The organism is Pseudoduganella sp. LjRoot289 (genome assembly GCF_964252925.1).
Taxonomy (GTDB): domain Bacteria; phylum Pseudomonadota; class Gammaproteobacteria; order Burkholderiales; family Burkholderiaceae_D; genus Rugamonas.
This window is the reverse complement of the sequence record NZ_CAXUPN020000001.1, coordinates 5,693,447-5,712,107: the sequence shown is the minus strand read 5'-3', so window position 1 is coordinate 5,712,107 and position 18,661 is coordinate 5,693,447. Positions and strand designations below refer to the sequence as shown.

The 18,661-nt window shown below is 61.8% G+C and carries 18 protein-coding genes; 11 read left to right on the top strand and 7 right to left on the bottom strand.

The features are described from left to right. Nucleotides 1-15 precede the first annotated feature (15 nt). Nucleotides 16-1,392, top strand: coding sequence for a bifunctional UDP-N-acetylglucosamine diphosphorylase/glucosamine-1-phosphate N-acetyltransferase GlmU (gene glmU, locus ACSQ8Y_RS24500; RefSeq protein ID WP_436269008.1), 1,377 nt, complete (start codon nucleotides 16-18; stop codon nucleotides 1,390-1,392). 506 nt (nucleotides 1,393-1,898) lie between these two features. On the opposite strand, the gene ACSQ8Y_RS24495 is transcribed toward glmU, so the two are convergent. Next, entirely contained in the window at nucleotides 1,899-2,372 is a 474-nt protein-coding gene (locus ACSQ8Y_RS24495; RefSeq protein WP_436269007.1) for an Lrp/AsnC family transcriptional regulator, read from the bottom strand. Nucleotides 2,373-2,517: 145 nt separating this feature from the next. On the opposite strand from ACSQ8Y_RS24495, the gene glmS reads away from it, so the two are divergent. Next, nucleotides 2,518-4,347, top strand: a complete 1,830-nt coding sequence (gene glmS, locus ACSQ8Y_RS24490) for a glutamine--fructose-6-phosphate transaminase (isomerizing) (RefSeq protein WP_436269006.1) — start codon at nucleotides 2,518-2,520, stop codon at nucleotides 4,345-4,347. Nucleotides 4,348-4,959: 612 nt separating this feature from the next. Here glmS and ACSQ8Y_RS24485 read toward each other — a convergent pair. Further along, nucleotides 4,960-5,325 carry an addiction module antidote protein gene (locus tag ACSQ8Y_RS24485; RefSeq protein WP_161043183.1) on the bottom strand — a complete coding sequence of 122 codons (366 nt, stop codon included), beginning with the start codon at nucleotides 5,323-5,325 and terminating at the stop codon, nucleotides 4,960-4,962. 122 nt (nucleotides 5,326-5,447) lie between these two features. Further along, nucleotides 5,448-5,744, bottom strand: a complete 297-nt coding sequence (locus tag ACSQ8Y_RS24480) for a type II toxin-antitoxin system RelE/ParE family toxin (protein WP_161043182.1) — start codon at nucleotides 5,742-5,744, stop codon at nucleotides 5,448-5,450. Nucleotides 5,745-6,671: 927 nt separating this feature from the next. Here ACSQ8Y_RS24480 and ACSQ8Y_RS24475 point away from each other — a divergent pair. Together ACSQ8Y_RS24475 and ACSQ8Y_RS24470 are read left to right on the top strand one after the other, a co-directional pair. Beyond that, on the top strand, nucleotides 6,672-6,836 hold the full coding sequence (locus ACSQ8Y_RS24475) for a hypothetical protein (RefSeq protein WP_436269005.1): 165 nt from the start codon (nucleotides 6,672-6,674) through the stop codon (nucleotides 6,834-6,836). Nucleotides 6,837-6,974: 138 nt separating this feature from the next. Then, complete coding sequence (locus ACSQ8Y_RS24470) at nucleotides 6,975-7,847, top strand: alpha/beta hydrolase family esterase (protein ID WP_436269004.1); 873 nt, start codon at nucleotides 6,975-6,977, stop codon at nucleotides 7,845-7,847. A gap of 36 nt (nucleotides 7,848-7,883) precedes the next feature. Here ACSQ8Y_RS24470 and ACSQ8Y_RS24465 read toward each other — a convergent pair whose 3' ends face one another. Further along, nucleotides 7,884-8,768 carry a LysR family transcriptional regulator gene (locus ACSQ8Y_RS24465; RefSeq protein WP_436269003.1) on the bottom strand — a complete coding sequence of 295 codons (885 nt, stop codon included), beginning with the start codon at nucleotides 8,766-8,768 and terminating at the stop codon, nucleotides 7,884-7,886. 106 nt (nucleotides 8,769-8,874) lie between these two features. On the opposite strand from ACSQ8Y_RS24465, the gene ACSQ8Y_RS24460 reads away from it, so the two are divergent. Next, a complete protein-coding gene (locus ACSQ8Y_RS24460) occupies nucleotides 8,875-9,738 on the top strand; it encodes an SDR family oxidoreductase (protein WP_436269002.1) in 864 nt (287 codons plus the stop codon). Nucleotides 9,739-9,761: 23 nt separating this feature from the next. Here the strand turns inward: ACSQ8Y_RS24460 and ACSQ8Y_RS24455 are convergent, their stop codons facing one another. From ACSQ8Y_RS24455 to ACSQ8Y_RS24445, 3 genes are all read right to left on the bottom strand, one after another. Beyond that, nucleotides 9,762-11,168, bottom strand: a complete 1,407-nt coding sequence (locus ACSQ8Y_RS24455) for a type II toxin-antitoxin system HipA family toxin (protein WP_436269001.1) — start codon at nucleotides 11,166-11,168, stop codon at nucleotides 9,762-9,764. Further along, the gene (locus ACSQ8Y_RS24450) at nucleotides 11,165-11,461 is read right to left on the bottom strand and encodes a helix-turn-helix domain-containing protein (protein WP_436269000.1); all 297 of its coding nucleotides are present in this window, start codon (nucleotides 11,459-11,461) and stop codon (nucleotides 11,165-11,167) included. Before ACSQ8Y_RS24450 ends, ACSQ8Y_RS24455 begins: the two co-directional genes overlap by 4 nt. 92 nt (nucleotides 11,462-11,553) lie before the next feature. After that, on the bottom strand, nucleotides 11,554-12,354 hold the full coding sequence (locus tag ACSQ8Y_RS24445; protein WP_436268999.1) for a helix-turn-helix domain-containing protein: 801 nt from the start codon (nucleotides 12,352-12,354) through the stop codon (nucleotides 11,554-11,556). A gap of 100 nt (nucleotides 12,355-12,454) precedes the next feature. On the opposite strand from ACSQ8Y_RS24445, the gene ACSQ8Y_RS24440 reads away from it, so the two are divergent. The 6 genes from ACSQ8Y_RS24440 (at nucleotide 12,455) to paoC (ending at nucleotide 18,646) form a co-directional block, all read left to right on the top strand. After that, nucleotides 12,455-13,384, top strand: coding sequence for a DMT family transporter (locus ACSQ8Y_RS24440; protein WP_436268998.1), 930 nt, complete (start codon nucleotides 12,455-12,457; stop codon nucleotides 13,382-13,384). Between the two features lie 9 nt (nucleotides 13,385-13,393). Then, nucleotides 13,394-13,840: a PaaI family thioesterase gene (locus ACSQ8Y_RS24435; protein ID WP_436268997.1), complete on the top strand. Its 447-nt coding sequence runs from the start codon at nucleotides 13,394-13,396 to the stop codon at nucleotides 13,838-13,840. A gap of 14 nt (nucleotides 13,841-13,854) precedes the next feature. Continuing rightward, complete coding sequence (gene panB / locus ACSQ8Y_RS24430) at nucleotides 13,855-14,685, top strand: 3-methyl-2-oxobutanoate hydroxymethyltransferase (RefSeq protein ID WP_436268996.1); 831 nt, start codon at nucleotides 13,855-13,857, stop codon at nucleotides 14,683-14,685. A 96-nt stretch (nucleotides 14,686-14,781) separates the two neighbouring features. Beyond that, nucleotides 14,782-15,432, top strand: a complete 651-nt coding sequence (paoA, locus tag ACSQ8Y_RS24425; protein ID WP_436268995.1) for an aldehyde dehydrogenase iron-sulfur subunit PaoA — start codon at nucleotides 14,782-14,784, stop codon at nucleotides 15,430-15,432. Continuing rightward, on the top strand, nucleotides 15,429-16,379 hold the full coding sequence (locus ACSQ8Y_RS24420) for an FAD binding domain-containing protein (RefSeq protein ID WP_436268994.1): 951 nt from the start codon (nucleotides 15,429-15,431) through the stop codon (nucleotides 16,377-16,379). The genes paoA and ACSQ8Y_RS24420 overlap by 4 nt, the downstream gene beginning before the upstream one ends. Before the next feature lie 5 nt (nucleotides 16,380-16,384). After that, complete coding sequence (paoC, locus tag ACSQ8Y_RS24415) at nucleotides 16,385-18,646, top strand: aldehyde oxidoreductase molybdenum-binding subunit PaoC (protein WP_436268993.1); 2,262 nt, start codon at nucleotides 16,385-16,387, stop codon at nucleotides 18,644-18,646. The last annotated feature ends 15 nt before the right edge of the window (nucleotides 18,647-18,661 follow it).

The window sequence follows — 18,661 nt, the reverse complement described above, 5'->3', positions numbered from 1 at the left end:
CTTTAGAGTAGCCCTATGAATGTAGTCATCCTCGCCGCCGGCATGGGCAAACGCATGCAGTCCGCTCTGCCCAAAGTGCTGCACCCGCTGGCCGGCCAACCCTTGTTGTCGCACGTCATCGATACGGCGCGCGGCCTGTCCCCGGCCCGATTATGCGTTATTTACGGCCACGGCGGCGCTGCTGTGCTGGAACAATTAGAGCTGGAGAAGAAGGTGCCGGGCACCGATATCTCCGCCGCGCTGCAGGAACCGCAGCTGGGCACCGGCCACGCGGTCATGCAGGCGCTGCCAGCGCTGGACGAGGCTTACCCCACTCTGATCCTGTACGGCGACGTGCCGCTGACCACGGCGGCCTCGCTGCAGCGCCTGGTGGACGCGGCCGGACAAGACAAGCTGGGCATCCTCACCGTGGTGCAGGACGATCCCTTCGGCCTGGGCCGCATCGTGCGCGAGGACGAGCAGATCGTGCGCATCGTCGAGGAGAAGGACGCCAGCGCCGACGAGCGCGCCATCAAGGAAATCAACAGCGGCATCATCGTCGCGCCGACCGTGCACCTGAAGAAGTGGCTGGCCGCCTTGCAGAACAATAACGCCCAGGGCGAGTACTACCTGACCGACATCGTGGCCCAGGCCGTGGCGGACGGCGTGCCGGTGGTCTCGGCCCAGCCTTCGGGCGAATGGGAAGTGGCCGGCGTCAACTCCAAGGTGCAGCTGGCCCAGCTCGAACGCATCCACCAGCTCAACATCGCCAAGGCGCTGCTGGAGCGCGGCGTGACCTTGATGGACCCGTCCCGCATCGACGTGCGCGGCGAGCTGGTCTGCGGGCGCGACGTCACCATCGACGTTGGCTGCGTGTTCGAAGGCAGGGTCGAGCTGGCCGACGGCGTGACCGTGGGTGCGCATAGCGTACTGGTCAACGCCCGCATTGCCGCCGGCGCGCAGATCAAGCCCTTCTGCCACATCGAAGACGCCGTGGTGGGCGCCAAGTCCATCATCGGCCCGTACGCGCGCCTGCGCCCGGGCACCGACCTGGCCGAAGACGTCCACATCGGCAACTTCGTGGAAATCAAGAACAGCCAGATCGCCGCGCACAGCAAGGCCAACCATCTGGCCTATGTGGGCGACGCCACCATCGGTTCGCGCGTGAACGTCGGTGCCGGCGTCATCACCTGCAATTACGACGGCGCCAACAAGTTCCGCACCGTGATCGAGGACGACGCCTTCATCGGCAGCGACAGCCAGCTGGTGGCCCCGGTGACCGTCGGCCGTGGCGCCACGATAGGCGCGGGCACCACGCTGACCAAGGACGCGCCGCCCGAGCAGCTGACCATTTCGCGGCCCAAGCAGATGACGGTTCCTGGCTGGAAACGCCCGGTCAAGGTCAAGAAGTAAACTGCCTCATCTTTCTACGACGGCGCCGCGAGGCGCCGTTTTTTTATGTCCGCAGCCTGTGGATAAAAGTGTGGGCAAGCCTGAGGAAAACCGTCTGACAAGCTTTGGGCAACGACCGGATAAGTTTCGAATAAACCTAGTGTATTCAAAGAGATAGCAGCCACGCATCACCCCGCAACCGGAGCACTGTGTATACAAACAGTAGTGCTAAAAAATGTGCATAACTTTGTGAGTATCCGCCTGAACAAGGTCGGGATAAGTCGGGGATAACCGAGGACAAGTTTACCGGCCTGTGCATAACGTTGTGGGAAAGCTGTGAGTTGGCCGGGAATAAGCAGGCCCAGGCAAAGCCTGTCCGCCCCGGCCGGACTGGCGCGGCGGACGGCTGTGTATAAGCCTGTGTATTTGTGCTGGAAAAGTCCCGGATAACCCGGGTATAAGGCCGGGTATAAGAAGTGAACAAGCTGAGGAAAACCCGGTATAACTCGCTGGATGGCGACGCCGGGCTACACCGCGATGCGGGTCTCGAATTTGCTGCGCAGGGTGGAGAAATAGGTTTTCACATTGCGCACATTGGTCCTGGTGGCGAACAGGCGGTGCGCCAGGGTGTTGTAGGCGGGCATGTCGGCCACCTGCACCACCAGCACGAAGTCCGGCCCCGGCGACACCCGGTAGCACTGCAGCACCGCCTCGTCGCCCGCCACGTGCGCCTCGAACTCCTCCATGCGCTCCGCCGCCTGCACATCCAGCGTGATCTCCACGATGGCAGTCAAACGCGCGCCCACCATCTCCGGTGATACGATGGCGACCTGCCGCGCGATGATGCCGCTTTCCGACAAGCGCTTCACCCGCCGCAAGCAGGTCGGCGGCGAGACGTGCACCGCCTGCGCCAGCTCGGCATTGTTCAGGGCGGCGTTGTTTTGCAGGATGTTGAGGATGCGCCTGTCCACCTCGTCCAGTTCGATTTGTGGAATATTCATAAAGAGTTTTCGTTCGTATGAAATAATATTTCATCATCATACGCGAGTGAAAGAATATTTCATGCACGATTGAAATTAGAAAGCATATTTCAACACCTCTGCTCTAGTATGAATTCTCAACCATTCACTCAGCAAAGAGGCTTTCATGTGCGGCATCGTCGGCGCGGTAGCGCAGCGTAACATCACCCCCATCCTGCTCGAAGGCCTGAAGCGCCTGGAATACCGCGGCTACGACTCCTGTGGTGTCGCCCTGCACGTGGATGGCCAATTGCAGCGCTCGCGCAGCACCTCGCGCGTGGCCGACCTGGAAAAGCAGGTCGAAGAAACCGGCCTGCGCGGCTTTACCGGCATCGCCCACACCCGCTGGGCCACGCACGGCGCGCCCGCCTCGCACAATGCCCACCCGCACTTCTCGCCCAGCTCGGACAATGCGCGCATCGCGCTTGTCCACAACGGCATCATCGAAAACCACGACGAACTGCGCGCCGAACTGACCGCGCTCGGCTACGTGTTCCAGAGCCAGACCGACACCGAAGTGATCGCCCACCTGGTCGAGCACATGTACAACGGCGACCTGTTCGACACCGTGCAACACGCCGTCAAGCGCCTGCACGGCGCCTACGCCATCGCCGTATTCTCGCGCGAAGAGCCGCACCGCGTGGTCGCCGCGCGCCAGGGTTCGCCGCTCATCGTCGGCATCGGCCAGGGCGAGAACTTCGTTGCCTCCGACGCCATGGCGCTGGCCGGCACCAGCGACCAGATCATCTACCTGGAAGAAGGCGACGTGGTCGACCTGCAACTGGGCCGCGTCTGGATCGCCGACGTCAACGGCAAGCCGGTCGAGCGCGAAGTGAAGACCGTGCACGCGCACACCGGCGCGGCCGAGCTGGGCCCCTACCGCCACTACATGCAAAAGGAAATCTTCGAGCAGCCGCGCGTCATCGGCGACACGCTGGAAGGCATCACCGGCGTCATGCCCGAGCTGTTCGGCGACGGCGCCTACAAGGTGTTCAAGGACATCGACCGCGTGCTGATCCTGGCTTGCGGCACCAGCTACTACGCCGGCCTGACCGCCAAGTACTGGATCGAATCGATCGCCAAGGTGCCGGTCAACGTCGAGATCGCCAGCGAATACCGCTACCGCGACTCCGTGCCCCATCCGAAAACGCTGGTCGTCACCATCTCGCAGAGCGGCGAGACGGCCGACACCCTGGCCGCGCTGAAGCACGCGCGCGCGCTGGGCATGGAGCACACTTTAACCATCTGCAACGTCTCCACCAGCGCCATGGTGCGCGAGTGCAAACTGGCCTACATCACCCGCGCCGGCGTGGAAGTGGGCGTGGCCTCGACCAAGGCTTTCACCACCCAGCTGGCCGCGCTGTTCCTGCTGACCCTGACCCTGGCGCAAGTGAACGGCCGCCTGACGGAAGAGGAAGAAAGCACCCACCTGAAAGCGATGCGCCACCTGCCGTCGGCCATCACCGCCGTGCTGGCGCTGGAGCCGCAAATCATGGCCTGGGCGGACGAATTCGCGCGCAAGGAAAACGCCCTGTTCCTGGGCCGTGGCATGCACTACCCGATCGCGCTGGAAGGCGCGCTCAAGCTCAAGGAGATTTCCTACATCCACGCCGAAGCCTATCCGGCGGGCGAGCTGAAGCACGGCCCGCTGGCGCTGGTGACCGAGGAAATGCCGGTCGTCACGATCGCGCCGAACGACACGCTGATTGAAAAGCTGAAATCGAACATGCAGGAAGTGCGCGCGCGCGGCGGCCAGCTGTTCGTGTTCGCCGACGTCGATTCGCGCATCACCTCCGGCGACGGCGTGCACGTGATCCGCATGCCCGAGCACTACGGCCAGCTGTCGCCGATACTGCACGTGGTCTCGCTGCAGCTGCTGGCCTACCACTCCGCCCTGGCGCGCGGCACCGACGTCGACAAGCCGCGCAACCTGGCCAAGTCGGTGACGGTCGAGTAAGGCTTAAATCAACGACGCGCCCGTGTTGTTCTCTGCCAATAATGTCTGAGACATGACATTAAGCTCTGAGACATGGCAATAAAGTTAGGGACAAAGGTCGTGTAAAGCACGAGTTTTTAGAATTGAGGATTGAAAATCCTTGTGTCAGCGGGCCGATTCCGCCCCGATCCACCAAGAATATGCAACGAAATCAAAGAGTTACATGCTTAGGCTTGTGGCTCTTTTTTTCGCTCTAAGAAAAGGTAGCCCATAGGTGGGATTGCTAGACAGAATGGGAACTTTCTAATGTGCAGAGCGCAGAGTGACACGCTAGTTGTCTCTTTCTATTGCAGGCACAGGAGACCTCACCCAGGGGCCGCTTAAACACTGGCCATTTTTTCCAAAATTTCCGGTAAATTTCACAGGGAATGCGAGCATAAAGAAGAGTTGCGAATCACTGTATTTTTGTTCGCCGTACTAACAGAAGATGCCAACAACTCACAATTAGGCACCAAAATTAGTAAAAAAAGCCCCCATGAAAATGGGGGCCAAATATAAACATAACTTAGATTAGGCAATCACACCAAATCCAAGTATACGTTGAGCAGTTCGAAACAAATATAACAAAGAGAACTATAAATTTAGTTGATTATCTGTTCTTTCTAAGATTGGCTGGGCTACTAGCTTTAACCCAAAAGCATTTAGAACTTTCATTATTGTGTCTAGTCGTGGCTGACTATTTCCACGTAGAGCTTTATATAAAGACTCTCTATTTATTCCCGTTCTATTTGCAATTTCTGTCATTCCTTTAGCTCTAGCTGCAATGCCAAGAGCCTCTGCAATCATTGCAGGATCACCCTCAGCAAAAAAGTCATTAACGAAAGCTAGGAATGTCTCTTCGGTCTTAATATAGTCTGCCGCATCAAACTCGGGCAGAGAATTAATCGCATCAAGATCAAACTCGCTATCCGTTGCGATGATTTCGTTTGCTGTGCTCATGATTACCTCGTTTTTACCTAACATAATTTTATAGCAAGCAAGGCTCTTATAGTTGACCTGTTCTGCTGCTAATGCCCACTTGGGCGTATAAGTAGCCGGGGTTCCCACCCCGGCCACTGCTTTTACTTCTTCTTGAGTGTTCTAACTCGATCTTTGGCAGCGTCAATATCTTTCTGCTGCCCGTTCTTCGATCCGCCGCCGAGAAGGACGATCATCGTTTCCGCAACCTTGATGTAATACACCCGCCATCCTGGTCCAAAATCGATTTTCAGCTCCTGCACACCCTCGCCGACTGATTCGGAATTTCCAAATGCTCCCAACGAAAGTCGTGCAATCCGTGCTGCGATCACACCTTTCGTCTTCTCATCCTTGATTCCTTCGAAGAACTCGATGAACTTGTGATCTTTCACAATTTTCATTGCCATCCTTCAATTGTTATTAAGATTTGCCTCGCGATCCTGCTCAACGCTTACAACAATTGTATTCGATCGAATACATGTTGTCAAGTTTTCGTATTCGATCGAATACGGTCTCGCTAAGCAAAATTTGGCAAAAGAAGCGTTGCTCTACCTGGAACAGCGAAGCTAGCAAGTATTTTTTGGCAACAAAATTACTTCTGGGTGTGGCTGTACGCAGCGCCAGGAGAATGAGGAGGTCTATCTCAAAAATGCTGATATGTGCTGGCTACACCCGCCGTCTCTGAACTAGTTAGCAGCCATTAGTTGCAAAATATCAGCAAGGTGTGCACTCAGGCAAAACAAATTAGGAAGCGTAGACATGCTCATTATCATAACCTCACCGGCGTTTTTGATGGTTAGCGGCAAACCTGACAAAGACATTGCCGCCGTATTAGTGCAGGAAGCAGGGCATCCTTGTAGCCTTAGTTTCGAATCATGAACAGTCGACATGGTTTGATAACCGCTCCGCTGTTTTCCCCATCTGAACGTCTTCGACCTTTGCTGCGAGAACGAGGACGTCATAGGGCGCTATTCGAGTCCCATCGTCTTCATCACCGCATACTTGGGAGCGAATTCCGCACAAAGTAGGTCTGTCTCAGACTTTGCTGCAAGGCAGTGGATCAGCGGTTGTTTGAATTTCGATTTGTCTCACACATCGCTCCCCAAATCGTATTGGCATTTCTATAGAGCTGAATGTCTCAGACTTTATTGTCAGCGAACAGCTAGAGCGAATAAGGTCGGCCGGAAGGCTGGACGGGCTCCCGCATCGTCACTCTTTCGGGTCCAAAAGACTACGCCCCGAACGATGTCGCCGCCATCGTTTCAGCCACGCTCGAGAAACCAGTCGATGCGGCAGTCATACCGGAAGCGGACTGGCCCAAAGCGCTGGTGGATGCGCAATTCTCGAAGGCTGCACTTGCCGGTTTCACTGAAATGACCCATGGCCTCAATTGCTTGCATATCGACATCAAAAGCGATCCGGGCACGGTAAAATGGGCAGGAACGACTCCGCTGGACCGAGTCATTGCCGAACTGGCACAACGTTTTCGCTAAAGGAAGGGCTTCGCGTTCTTGTATTCAATTATCTTGGCTCGCTGTGGCCACTTTTTCAGGGGGAGTGACAGCAGCACTGCCGCAAAGGCGCGCATCGTGCCGTGTACGCTTCCCCGTCCGGAAGGAAAGCGCCAGTATTTGAAGGCGCTACCGAGCGATGCACCAGATGGCATATCAAACCGCAAGCGCCCCCTGGTCATCATCCTGCACGGCGCAGGCTCGTCGGCCGCGCAGGTGCTCGGGCTGGCTTTTCCGCCCTCGCCCTTGTCGGTGTGGCTGGAGATCGCCGAGCGTGAGCAACTGGTGGTCATCGCGCCCGACGGCAGCAAGCGTCGCGGAGAGCGCGCCTGGAACGACAGCTACGCCGGGGTGACCGCCAACCCCAAGACCGACGACACGGCCTTCATCGGCGCCCTCATCGACCAGGCAATTGCCGACGACGATGTCGATCCGGCGCGGGTCTACCTGATGGGCGTATCCAAGGGCGGCATGATGGCCTACCGCGTCGCCACCGAAATCGCGCCCCGCTTGGCTGCGTTCTCGGCCGTGCTGGCGGCCATGCCTGTCAGCAGCAATTGCGGCGCGCCCAAGACCGCGCTGCCCGCCCTGTTCATCGCCGGCACCGCCGATCCTTTCATCCCTTATTCCGGCCGCAAGTGGCTGTACCAGTTTCCCGTTTTTTCTTCGCTCGCCGCCCCGATGACGAGCGTGGAGGAATCGGTCGCCGTCTGGCGCGAACTGGCCGGGCTGGCCATGGAACCGGTCGTCACCGATATACCGCGCCGCCAGGCCAGCGGCACTACGCGCGCAACCCGTTACACCTGGGGCGCCGACCCGCTCGGGCTACAAGTCAGCCTTATCCGGATAGATCAAGGCGGCCATGCCGAACCCAGCATGACGAAGCACTACCCCGGCCTGTTTGCGAAATTCCCCGGCGCCCAGAACGCCGATGTCGAAACAGCCGAAGAAGCATGGGCCTTCTTCAAGGACAGGCGGTCTGCACGGCAGTAATTGCGGAATGCCGCCGGCTCGTGTTATCGGCTCATGTTATTGGCCCGGGATGGTGAAAGATCCCCCAGGATACTGCTGGCACATGAATTCCACGAAGGCGCGGACCTTGGGGCTCTGCAGACGCCGAGACGTGTGCAGGACCCACATCTCGACTTCGTCGCCTGCGATGCCCCACGACACCAGTTCGCCCTTTTCCAGCAGACTCCCGATGATGGATTGCGGCAGCATTGCCGCCCCTGCGCCGGCGGCGATGGCATCGCGCACCATCAGCAGCGAAGACAGGCGTAGTACGGGCTGTGGCGCGATGGTGAACTGGCCGTCGCGGACGGTCCAGACATCTCCGTCGCGGTAGGCAGACGTGACGACTGCGGGCACCCGGAAAGGCTTGTCGCCGCGTCCGGCCGGCATCTGAACGGATGGCGCGGCGGCCAGCACCAGCCTGTCTTTGGCAAAACATCTGCCGACCAGTGCGCTGTCCTTATCGGGGTTGATACGGATGGTGACGTCAAAACGCTCGTCCACGAGATCGACGAAACGGTCCTCCGCCACGGCTTCGATCTGCACTTCCGGATAGTTCTTCAAAAACTGCGCGGCAATCCGCCCGAGCGCCACCTGCGAAAACAATATCGGTGCCGCGACACGCAGACGGCCTCGCGGCGTCGCCAGGCTGTCCCGCGCCGCCGCTACCGCTTCGGCAACCTCGTGCATCGGCCCTTCCGTCCTGCTCAACAACAGCTGGCCGGCTTCAGTCAACTCCATGCGCTGGCTACCCCGCTCGATAAGCCGGATGCCCAGCGCTTCTTCGAGATCGGCGACGCGCCGCGACAGGGTCGCCTTGGACCGGCCGCTGGCGCGGCTGGCCTTTCCAAAACCGCCGTGGGCGGCTACCAGTTGAAAGTCTTCGAGGGCATTCAGATCCATGGCGTCTCAATTTTGATACGGTATGTCCATATTTTAGCGTCTTTGATTTCACTATGAAACACCTTATTGTTAAGTCCTCGCAAGCTAAACCTCAAGGAACTTCATCATGACCATACTCGTTACCGGATCTACCGGCACAGTCGGCCGCCAGGTCGTTGAACAACTCGTCAAACGCGGCGCCGATGTGCGCGCTCTCGTGCGCGATCCATCGAAGGCCGATTTCCCGGCGGGCGTCGGCGTTGTCCAGGGTGACATGCTCGACGTCGATTCGCTGCGCAGCGCCTTCTCCGGCGTCTCCACGCTGTTCCTGCTCAACGGCGTCGTGCCCGACGAATACACGCAAGCGCTGATCGCGCTGAACATTGCCCGCGAGGCCGGCATCGAGCGCATCGTCTACCTGTCCGTGATGCACAGCGACCGCTATGTGAACGTGCCGCACTTTGCGGGCAAATACGGCGTTGAGCGGATGATCGAGCAGATGGGGCTCAACGCCACCATCCTGCGTCCCGCCTACTTTATGGATAACGACGTCACGGTCAAGGACGTGGTGACCGGATACGGCATCTATCCCATGCCGATCGGCAGCAAGGGCCTCGCGATGGTCGATACGCGCGACCTCGCCGAAGTCGCGGCCATCGAACTCATCCGCCGCGAACAGGCTGCGACCCCGCTTCCACTCGACCGTATCAACCTCGTCGGCCCAGACACGCTGACCGGCGCGGATGTCGCCGCAATCTGGACGGAAGTGCTGGGGCGGCCGATCGCCTATCCAGGCGACGACACCGCCGGGTTCGAGAAGAACCTGCGGCAGTTCGCGCCGGGCTGGATGGCCTTCGACATGCGTTTGATGTGCGAGCGTTTCCTCACCGAGGGCATGGTGCCCGACGCCGGCGATATCGAGCGCCTCACCGCGCTGCTGGGCCGCCCGCTGCGCAGCTACCGCGACTTCGCGGCGCAGATCGTGGCTTAAGGATAACTGGCCGGCGAGCGCCGTTACTTGTTCCGTGCCCGTTTCGCCAAGGACGCGACGAGAGGATGCGCCTTGAAATGCTGAAGGAGACGCTGCTTTTGCTGCTGCGTGATCCAGGAGGCGGCTATCATGGCCGGCCAAGTCTCGTACGCCCGTCTGACGCAATCCGAAATGGCTTTCGCCGCCGGTTTCTCGGGGATTTGCAGCGCGGCGCAAAAGGTGCGGATCAACGCTGGCGAAAGCGCTTGCTTTGGCTTCGGTTTGCCTGGCTCAGCTTTCTTGCCAGCGTGTGGCGCCATCCCGGGTGGGATTATCTGCAGGGCATGGCCCGTATTCTGGTTGAACGCTGAGTAGGCGACGATATCGTACGCTGGCGGGAGCTCGGGTGTTCGTCCGTCGGGGTAGCGCAAGCCGATGTTCTTCAAATGCATATCCGGGTTGCCGAGCAATTCATTGACGGCCAGGCGGCGCAGCAGTTCGTGCACCGCCGCTTCCCCTAGCGATTCAAATCCCATCAGCACCGAGGCGATGTTGAGATAGGTCTGCGGAGCGGTGCCGCGCATCAGGCCTCCATACTTGTCCTCGGGCATTTCGCCGAGAATTTGCGCGAAGTCCTCGCAGTGGACACGCGATCCACGGGCACGGTCATAGCGCACCACGGCGAGGAAGTTGCTGCCGGCGTCGTCATCGCCCAGATCGTAACCATGTTGAACCGCCAGCTTGGCCAGCGGCTCCAGATAGGTTGCACATACATTGACGCCAGCTGCTGCTGCCAGGCTTAAGGACAGGTGTTCAAGCTCCGGGAGCTTTGGACTTCCCACAACGGGAAGTTTGGCAATAATGTGGGTGTCGTGATCCTTGGTGCGGCCGACGTACCGTCCCTGTTCTTCGATGACGCCGATTTTTGGCTGGACACCTGAAAGCGAGACCCCCTCTTCCATTGGGTCTGCGGTGACAGTCATCTCAAGTGCATCCTGGTGCTGGGTGACGTACCGAGCCAGTTCATCGTGCGAGAGCGTCACGGGCAGCGCATAGATATTGCCAGGCAGGTCTTTGCCGCAGGCTGCCAGCATCTCGAAGTGATCGGTGGGGCTGCACGCGCGTGCAGCCGCGACGTGGTCCCGGAATACGCCTTCAGGCAACAGATTTTGGAAGAATGCGGGCAGTAGCCATCCGTTCTTGTTCGAGTAGCGGCCATTGAACGTAGTGGCCGTTACGTCGCGCCACAAAATACCTTGCTCAGCTGGTGTCGCTGCCAGGTAGGATATGGAGACTATCGGCGCCCGAGTGTCTCCCGCGTATGCCTCGTCCGCGACGAAGCGCGTGACGACCGGCCTGTCTTCGCGGTTCATCTCGTCGGTGGGCGAGTATTGGAACAGCACGCCTGCCCGTACCTTGCCGACATGGATGCCGAGGGCTTTGATGTTCATTCAGATGCCTTCATTTTGGCAATGAGTTGGCCGATTTTGGTCTGTACCACTGGAGCGGTCACCTGCGATGAAGAGACTGCCTTGACGGCGTCCTTAGGCACCAACAGCAATTCCAGACCTAGCCGATCAGCTAAGGCAAAAAGAGTGCTTACCTTAAAGTCTTCCTGCCCACTCAGGACATTTGTCAAAGTGCGTTGGGCGATTCCTGCCTCTTCCCGCAATACGGCTTGGGACATGCCGCGTCGGTTCATCGCTGTACGCAGAGCTGCGGAGATTTCCGAATGCGTTTTCATGGCATTAAAATAGTATAAATATGTATTCCACTACTTTAATACTTGAAGAGATTATAGTAAATACTACTTTAATGCTATTTCCGTGCTATCTGCTAATTTAGTACCATAGTGCTGCGTTTGCGATATTCGTCCGGCGTTTCCCCGGTCAAGCGGCGGAACATCGTGATGAAGGCAGACGAGCTGGCGTAGCCCAGATCGAAAGCGATGGTCTCCACCGTGATTCCCTGTTCCAGCATGGCCATGGCTTTCACGGCGCGCAGCCGTTGCCGCCACTCCGCGAACGTCATGCCCAGGTCGCGCTGGCAGCGCCGCATCAGCGTTCGTTCCGTCGTGTTTGCGGCGCGGGCCAGTTCCGGCAGCGTGCGGCTGTCGCCGGGGTTCGCATCGAGCAGGTCCAGCACTTTCGACAGCACAGGATCTTCGGAAGCGGGCAAGTAACTCCCTACTCGCTTCGCGCCGCCAAGCTGGTCCAGCAGCACGTGCAGCAGGCGTTCTTCATGCGCCGCCTGAGGCAGCCCGGGCGGCTGCTGGCGCAGATGTTCCAGCATTGCCCGCACCAGCGGCGTGACCGCCAGCGCACTGGGTCCGGCAGGCAAGGTGCCGCACAGCGCTTCGGTGACGTAAAGCGAACTGTGGCACGCGGCATGCCGGTTCTGGCCCACGTGGGCGATATTGGGCGGCAGCCAGATCCCGTATTGCGGCGGCACCAGGTAGTGGCGGTCCGCCACGAGCACCTCCACCACGCCTCGGAAGGAATACACGAACTCACCCCAGGAATGGCTGTGCCAGGGATAGCTTGCGTCCGCTGGCATCTCGGCGCTGCGGAAATACAGTTGCGCCGGTAGCTTGCTGGTGAACGGTGCGGTCAGCAAATGCTTGGCTTTGGTCTGCATGATGGCTGGATAAAGAAATACACTGTCTGTTTCTCACTATATCAACAAAATCTGACGAGTCCATAATCACTCATCACTAGCGGCGATGAAGGATGGAACCGTGGACACGCGTAAAGCAATGGATGGGCAAGCGGCGGCCGTCATGACGGTGCTGTGCCTGGTGTGGAGCATGCAGCAAGTCGGGCTCAAGGCCACTGCGCAAGATGTCGCCCCCATCCTCCAGATCGCGCTGCGCTCGGGCGTGGCGGCCATGCTGGTCGGCCTGTTGCTTTTCGTGCGCAAGGAAAACATGGCGCATGCCGCAGCAGCCTGGCGGCCCGGGCTGGCCGCCGGCGGTCTGTTTGCGCTGGAATACGTGCTGCTCGGCGCCGGACTGCGCTTGACCAGTTCCGCCCACGCCGTGGTGTTCCTCTACACGGGGCCCCTGTTCGCTGCGCTCGGCTTGCACATGAAGCTGCCAAGCGAGCGGCTGGGGCCGGTACAGTGGCTGGGCGTGGCCCTGGCTTTCACCGGTATCGGCATCGCCTTCATCCCTGGCGCCTCGTTGCGCGGGACGGGTAGCACCAGCGCGCTGCTGGGCGATTTTCTCGGCCTTGCCGCCGGGGCCGCCTGGGGCGCCACCACGCTGGTGATCCGCTGCTCCAGCTTGTCCACCGCGCCAGCGGCGCAGACCTTGCTGTATCAATTGACTGCCGGCTGCGTGCTGTTGCTGGTCGCGGCCACGCTGCTGGACCAGCTGTCCTTCAATCCGACGCCGCTGGCGCTTGGCAACCTCGTGTTTCAGACGCTCATCGTGTCGTTCGCCAGTTTTCTCGCGTGGTTCCATTTGCTGCGCCGCTACCTGGCATCGCGCCTGGGCATATTCTCCTTCATGACGCCGCTGTTTGGCGTGCTGCTGGGTGCGTGGCTGTTGAACGAGCGTATCGCGCTCAGCTTCATGGTCGGTGCCGGGCTGGTGCTGGGCGGCATCGTGCTGGTCAGCGTCCCGGTCTCCCTGGCAATATTGAAACGTAAAGCCGCACAGGCATAAGGAGCACTCATGTCCCATACTCCCGACCCCGATTTCGCCGAGCGCGTCCGGGCCAGTTTCGCTCTCCAGAGCGCGATGGACCTGATCAAGGCAACTTTGTCCACAGTTGAACACGGCCACGTTGCCATCCATTTGCCGCACTGGTCTGGAGTCGAACAGCAACACGGCTTCGTGCACGGTGGCGTGGTCGGGATGATTGCCGACTCCGCTGCCGGCTATGCCGCGATGACTATGGTGCCGGCAAGCGCATCGGTGCTGACGGTGGAGTACAAGATGAACTTGCTTGCCCCGGCTGGCGGCGAGCACTTGCTGGCGCGCGGTCGCGTCATCCGGCCCGGCCGTACGTTGATCGTCACCCAGGCGGAAGTGCTCGCCGTGCAAGACGGACGGGAAACGCTGTGCGCGCTGATGCAACAAACGATTATGGTCATGCACGGAAAGTCCGAAAAGGGCTAGAACCTGGGAGTGGTATGTCGGGATATCTGCAACAAGGCGCGGCAACTGCGCGCCATAAGACCGTCACCGGTCCGTCTCTGCTGAGCATGTGCGATGCGGGCGAAAAAATCGCCGTGCTGACGTGCTACGACGCCAGCTTTTCATTACTGATGAACCACTGCGGCCTTGACGTTATTTTAGTGGGCGATTCGCTCGGCAATGTGGTGCAAGGACTGGGCACGACATTGCCGGTGACGTTGGCCGACATCGCCTATCACACGGCGTGCGTCGCGCGCGGCAACCGGACTGCGCTGCTGGCGGCGGACATGCCTTTCGGCACCTATGCGACGCCGCAGTCGGCCTTCGAGAACGCGGTGACGCTGATGCAGGCGGGCGCGCAGATGGTCAAACTGGAGGGCGGCAGCTGGCTGGCCGGCACGGTGCGCTTCCTCGCCGAGCGCGGCATACCGGTATTCGCCCACCTTGGCTTGACGCCGCAGTCCGTGCACCAACTGGGCGGCTTCAAGGTGCAGGGGAAAACCGTGGAAAGCGCGGAACGCTTGAAAGCGGACGCGCTGGCGCTGCAGGAGGCGGGCGCATCGCTGATGCTGCTGGAAGCCATCCCCGCAGCGCTGGGAAAGGAAGTCACAGACCTGCTGGCCATTCCGACCATCGGCATAGGCGCGGGCCCGGATTGCTCGGGGCAAGTGCTCGTCATGCACGACATGCTGAACGTATTTCCCGGCAAGAAGGCCCGCTTCGTGCGCAATTTCATGGAGGGAGAGGCTAGCATCGAAGGCGCGATTCAAGCCTACATCAAGGCGGTGAAAGAGCGCTCCTTCCCGTCGCCGGAACACTGCTTCTGATCCGCTCGTATCGGCGTTTCCCTGCTGGCAGGCAAGGCTGCGCCGCTCAGGCGGAGAACTGGCTACGCTGGCTCCCTCTATCCGAGGAGGCCGACGATGACCGAATTCGATCTCACCAGACGGCAGTTGCTCAAGGTATCTGCAGCCGCAGCCAGCAGCGCCGTGGTCGCAACCCGGCCAGCCACTGAGGCCGGCGCCGCAACTTCCGCCGCCCCGGCCCAGGCAACGCAGCCCGCCACCGTCAATGTGCTGCTGCGCGTCAACGGCACCGACCATCAGCTGATGCTGGACCCGCGCACCACTTTGCTCGATGCGCTGCGCGAGCGGCTGCACCTGACGGGCAGCAAGAAGGGCTGCGACCAGGGCCAGTGCGGCGCTTGCACCGTCATCGTCGACGGCCGCCGCATCCTCTCCTGCCTGACCCTGGCCGTGATGCAGGAAGGCCACGACATCACCACCATCGAAGGCCTCGGCACGCCGAAGAACCTGCATCCCATGCAGGCCGCCTTCGTCAAGCACGACGGTTTCCAGTGCGGCTTCTGTACGCCCGGCCAGATCTGTTCTGCCGTGGCCATGCTGGAAGAAGTGAGGGCAGGCATCCCCAGCCACGTCACCGCCGACCTGAACCGGAAACCCGAAGCCGGCAATGCCGAATTCCGCGAGCGCATGAGCGGCAACCTGTGCCGCTGCGGCGCCTACTCCAACATCCAGGAAGCGATAGCCGAAGTCGCGGGAGTGCAGCGATGAAGCCGTTTACTTACGAAAGGGCGCACTCGCCCGCCGAAGCGGCATCGGCAGCCGCGCGCACTCCGGGCGCCCGTTTCATCGCCGGCGGCACCAATCTGCTGGATCTGATGAAGCTGCAGATCGAGACGCCGCCCCACCTGATCGACGTCAACGGCCTGGCGCTAGCCAAGATCGAACCCACCGCCGACGGCGGCCTGCGCATCGGCGCGCTGGTGCGCAACACCGACCTCGCGGCCGATGCGCGCGTGCGGCGCGACTACGCCGTGCTGTCGCGCGCCTTGCTGGCGGGCGCCTCGGGCCAACTGCGCAACGCGGCGACCACGGCGGGCAACCTCTTGCAGCGCACGCGCTGCCCCTACTTCTACGACACCAACCAGCCCTGCAACAAGCGCCGTCCCGGCAGCGGCTGCTCGGCCATAGGCGGCGTCACCCGCCACCATGCCATCGTCGGCGCCAGCGAGGCCTGCATCGCCACCCATCCGAGCGACATGGCGGTGGCCATGCGCGTGCTCGACGCGGCGGTCGAGACCGTGCGCCCCGGCGGCGCCGCGCGCGTCATCCCGATCGCCGATTTCCACAAGCTGCCGGGCAACACGCCGCACATCGAAAACGCGCTGGAACCGGGTGAGCTCATCGTCGCCGTGACGCTGCCCAAGCCCGCCGGCGGGGTGCACCTCTACCGCAAGGTGCGAGACCGCGCCTCGTACGCCTTCGCGCTGGTCTCGGTGGCCGCCATCGTGCAGCGCGACGGCAGCGGCCGCGTGGCCCTGGGCGGCGTGGCGCACAAACCGTGGCGGCTGGAGGCGGCCGAGCACGAACTGCCGCGCGGAGCCAGGCCGGCCGCCGCCGCGCTGCTGGCGGGCGCGCGCACCACGCCCGGCAACGCCTTCAAAGTGCCGCTGGTGGAGCGCACGCTCGCCTCCGTTCTGTCCGAAGCGAAAGGTTGAGAGCCATGAAATTCGACACGCCCGCCACCACCAATCCCATCGACCAGCTCAAGGTTGTCGGCAAGCCGGTGGACCGCATCGACGGTCCGCTGAAAACCACCGGCACCGCGCCCTACGCGCATGACCGGCACGACGTGGTGGCCAACCAGGCTTATGGCTACGTCGTCGGCGCGGCCATCGCCAAGGGGCGCATCGTCTCCATGGACCTGGCCGCAGCCAGGGCGGCGCCCGGCGTGATCGCCATCGTCACCGCGCAGAACGCGGGCAAGCTGGGCAAGGGCAAGATGAACACCGCGCCGCTGCTGGGCGGACCGCAGATCGCGCACTACCACCAGGCCATCGCGGTGGTGGTGGCCGAGACCTTCGAGCAGGCGCGCGCGGCGGCCCAGCTGGTGCGCGTCGAATACGCGCGCGCCAAGGGCAGCTACGACCTGGCTGCCGTCAAGAACCAGGCCAGGCCGGCGGAAAGCAACGGCGCCCCGCCCGAGACGGCGGTCGGCAATTTCGCCGGCGCCTTTGCAGCCTCCCCGGTACAGCTCGACGCCAGCTATCACACGGCCAACGAGTCGCACTCGATGATGGAGCCGCACGCCACCATTGCCGCCTGGGACGGCGACCGCCTCACTTTCTGGACTTCGAACCAGATGATAGGCTGGAGCGTGGACGAGATGGCCAGAACCTTGGGCATACCCAAGGACAAGATCCGCAGCCTGTCGCCCTATATCGGCGGCGGCTTCGGCTCCAAGCTGTTCCTGCGTTCGGACGCGCTGATGGCCGCGCTGGGCGCCCGCGCCGCGCGCCGCCCGGTCAAGGTGGCGCTGCAGCGCGCGCTGATCCCCAACAACACGACGCACCGCGCCGCGACCTTGCAGCGTGTCCGCATCGGCGCGGCCAGGGATGGCAGGATCAACGCCATCGGCCACGAGAGCTGGTCCGGCAACCTGCCCGACGGCGGCCCGGAAGCGGGCGCGATCCAGACCCGCGCGCTGTACGCCGGCGCGCACCGCATGACGTCGAACCGGGTCGCCGTGCTGGACCTGCCGGAAGGAAACGCGATGCGCGCGCCGAACGAGGCGCCCGGCCTGGCGGCGCTGGAAATCGCGATGGACGAGATGGCCGAGAAGCTGGGCATGGATCCGGTCGCATTCCGCATCCTCAACGACACGCAGGTGGTGCCGGACTTCCCCGGCAAACCGGCCTCGAACGATCCACAGTCCAAGGCGCCCAAGGAGAAGCCGGATCCGCATCCGCCGTTCTCGCAGCGCCAGCTGGCCGAGTGTTTCCGGGTCGGCGCCAGGCGCTTCGGCTGGGACAAGCGCAGCGCGCAGCCGGGCCGCGTGCGCGACGGCGGCTGGCTGGTGGGCATGGGCGTGGCCGCCGCCTTCCGCGACAACCTGCTGATGAAGTCGGCGGCCCGCGTGCGCCTGGACCGGCGCGGCGTCGTCACCGTCGAAACCGACATGACCGACATCGGCACCGGCAGCTACACCATCATCGCCCAGACCGCGGCCGAGATGATGGGCGTGCCGCTCGACAAGGTGGTGGTGCGGCTGGGCGATTCCAGCTTTCCGCAGTCATGCGGCTCGGGCGGCCAGTGGGGCGGCAACAACGCGACGGCGGGCGTGTACGCGGCCTGCATGAAGCTGCGCGGGGCGGTCGCGCAAAAGGCCGGCTTCAACGCGGCCGACGCCGTCTTCGCGGACGGCCAGGTGCGCTCCGGCGCGCGCGCCATGCCGCTGGCCGAGGCCGCCGGTGAAGGCGGCCTGGTGGCCGAGGACAAGATCGAATACGGCGACCTGGACAAGCGCTTCCAGCAATCGACCTTCGGCGCGCATTTCGTGGAAGTCGCGGTCGACGCCGCGACGGGCGAGACGCGCGTGCGGCGCATGCTGGCGGTGTGCGCGGCGGGGCGCATCCTCAACCCCAAGACGGCGCGCAGCCAGGTCATCGGCGCGATGACCATGGGCGTGGGGGCGGCGCTGATGGAGGAACTGGCGGTGGATACGCGCCTGGGCTACTTCGTCAACCACGACCTGGCCGGCTACGAAGTGCCCGTGCACGCCGACATCCCGCACCAGGATGTGATTTTCCTGGACGAGACCGATCCCATGTCGTCGCCGATGAAAGCCAAGGGCGTGGCGGAGCTGGGGATCTGCGGCGTGGCCGCCGCCGTCGCAAACGCGGTCTACAACGCCACCGGCATACGCGTACGCGAGTACCCGGTCACGCTGGACAAGCTGCTCGAACGCTTGCCGCCGGTGGCGTGAACCTGCTTGCCCGCC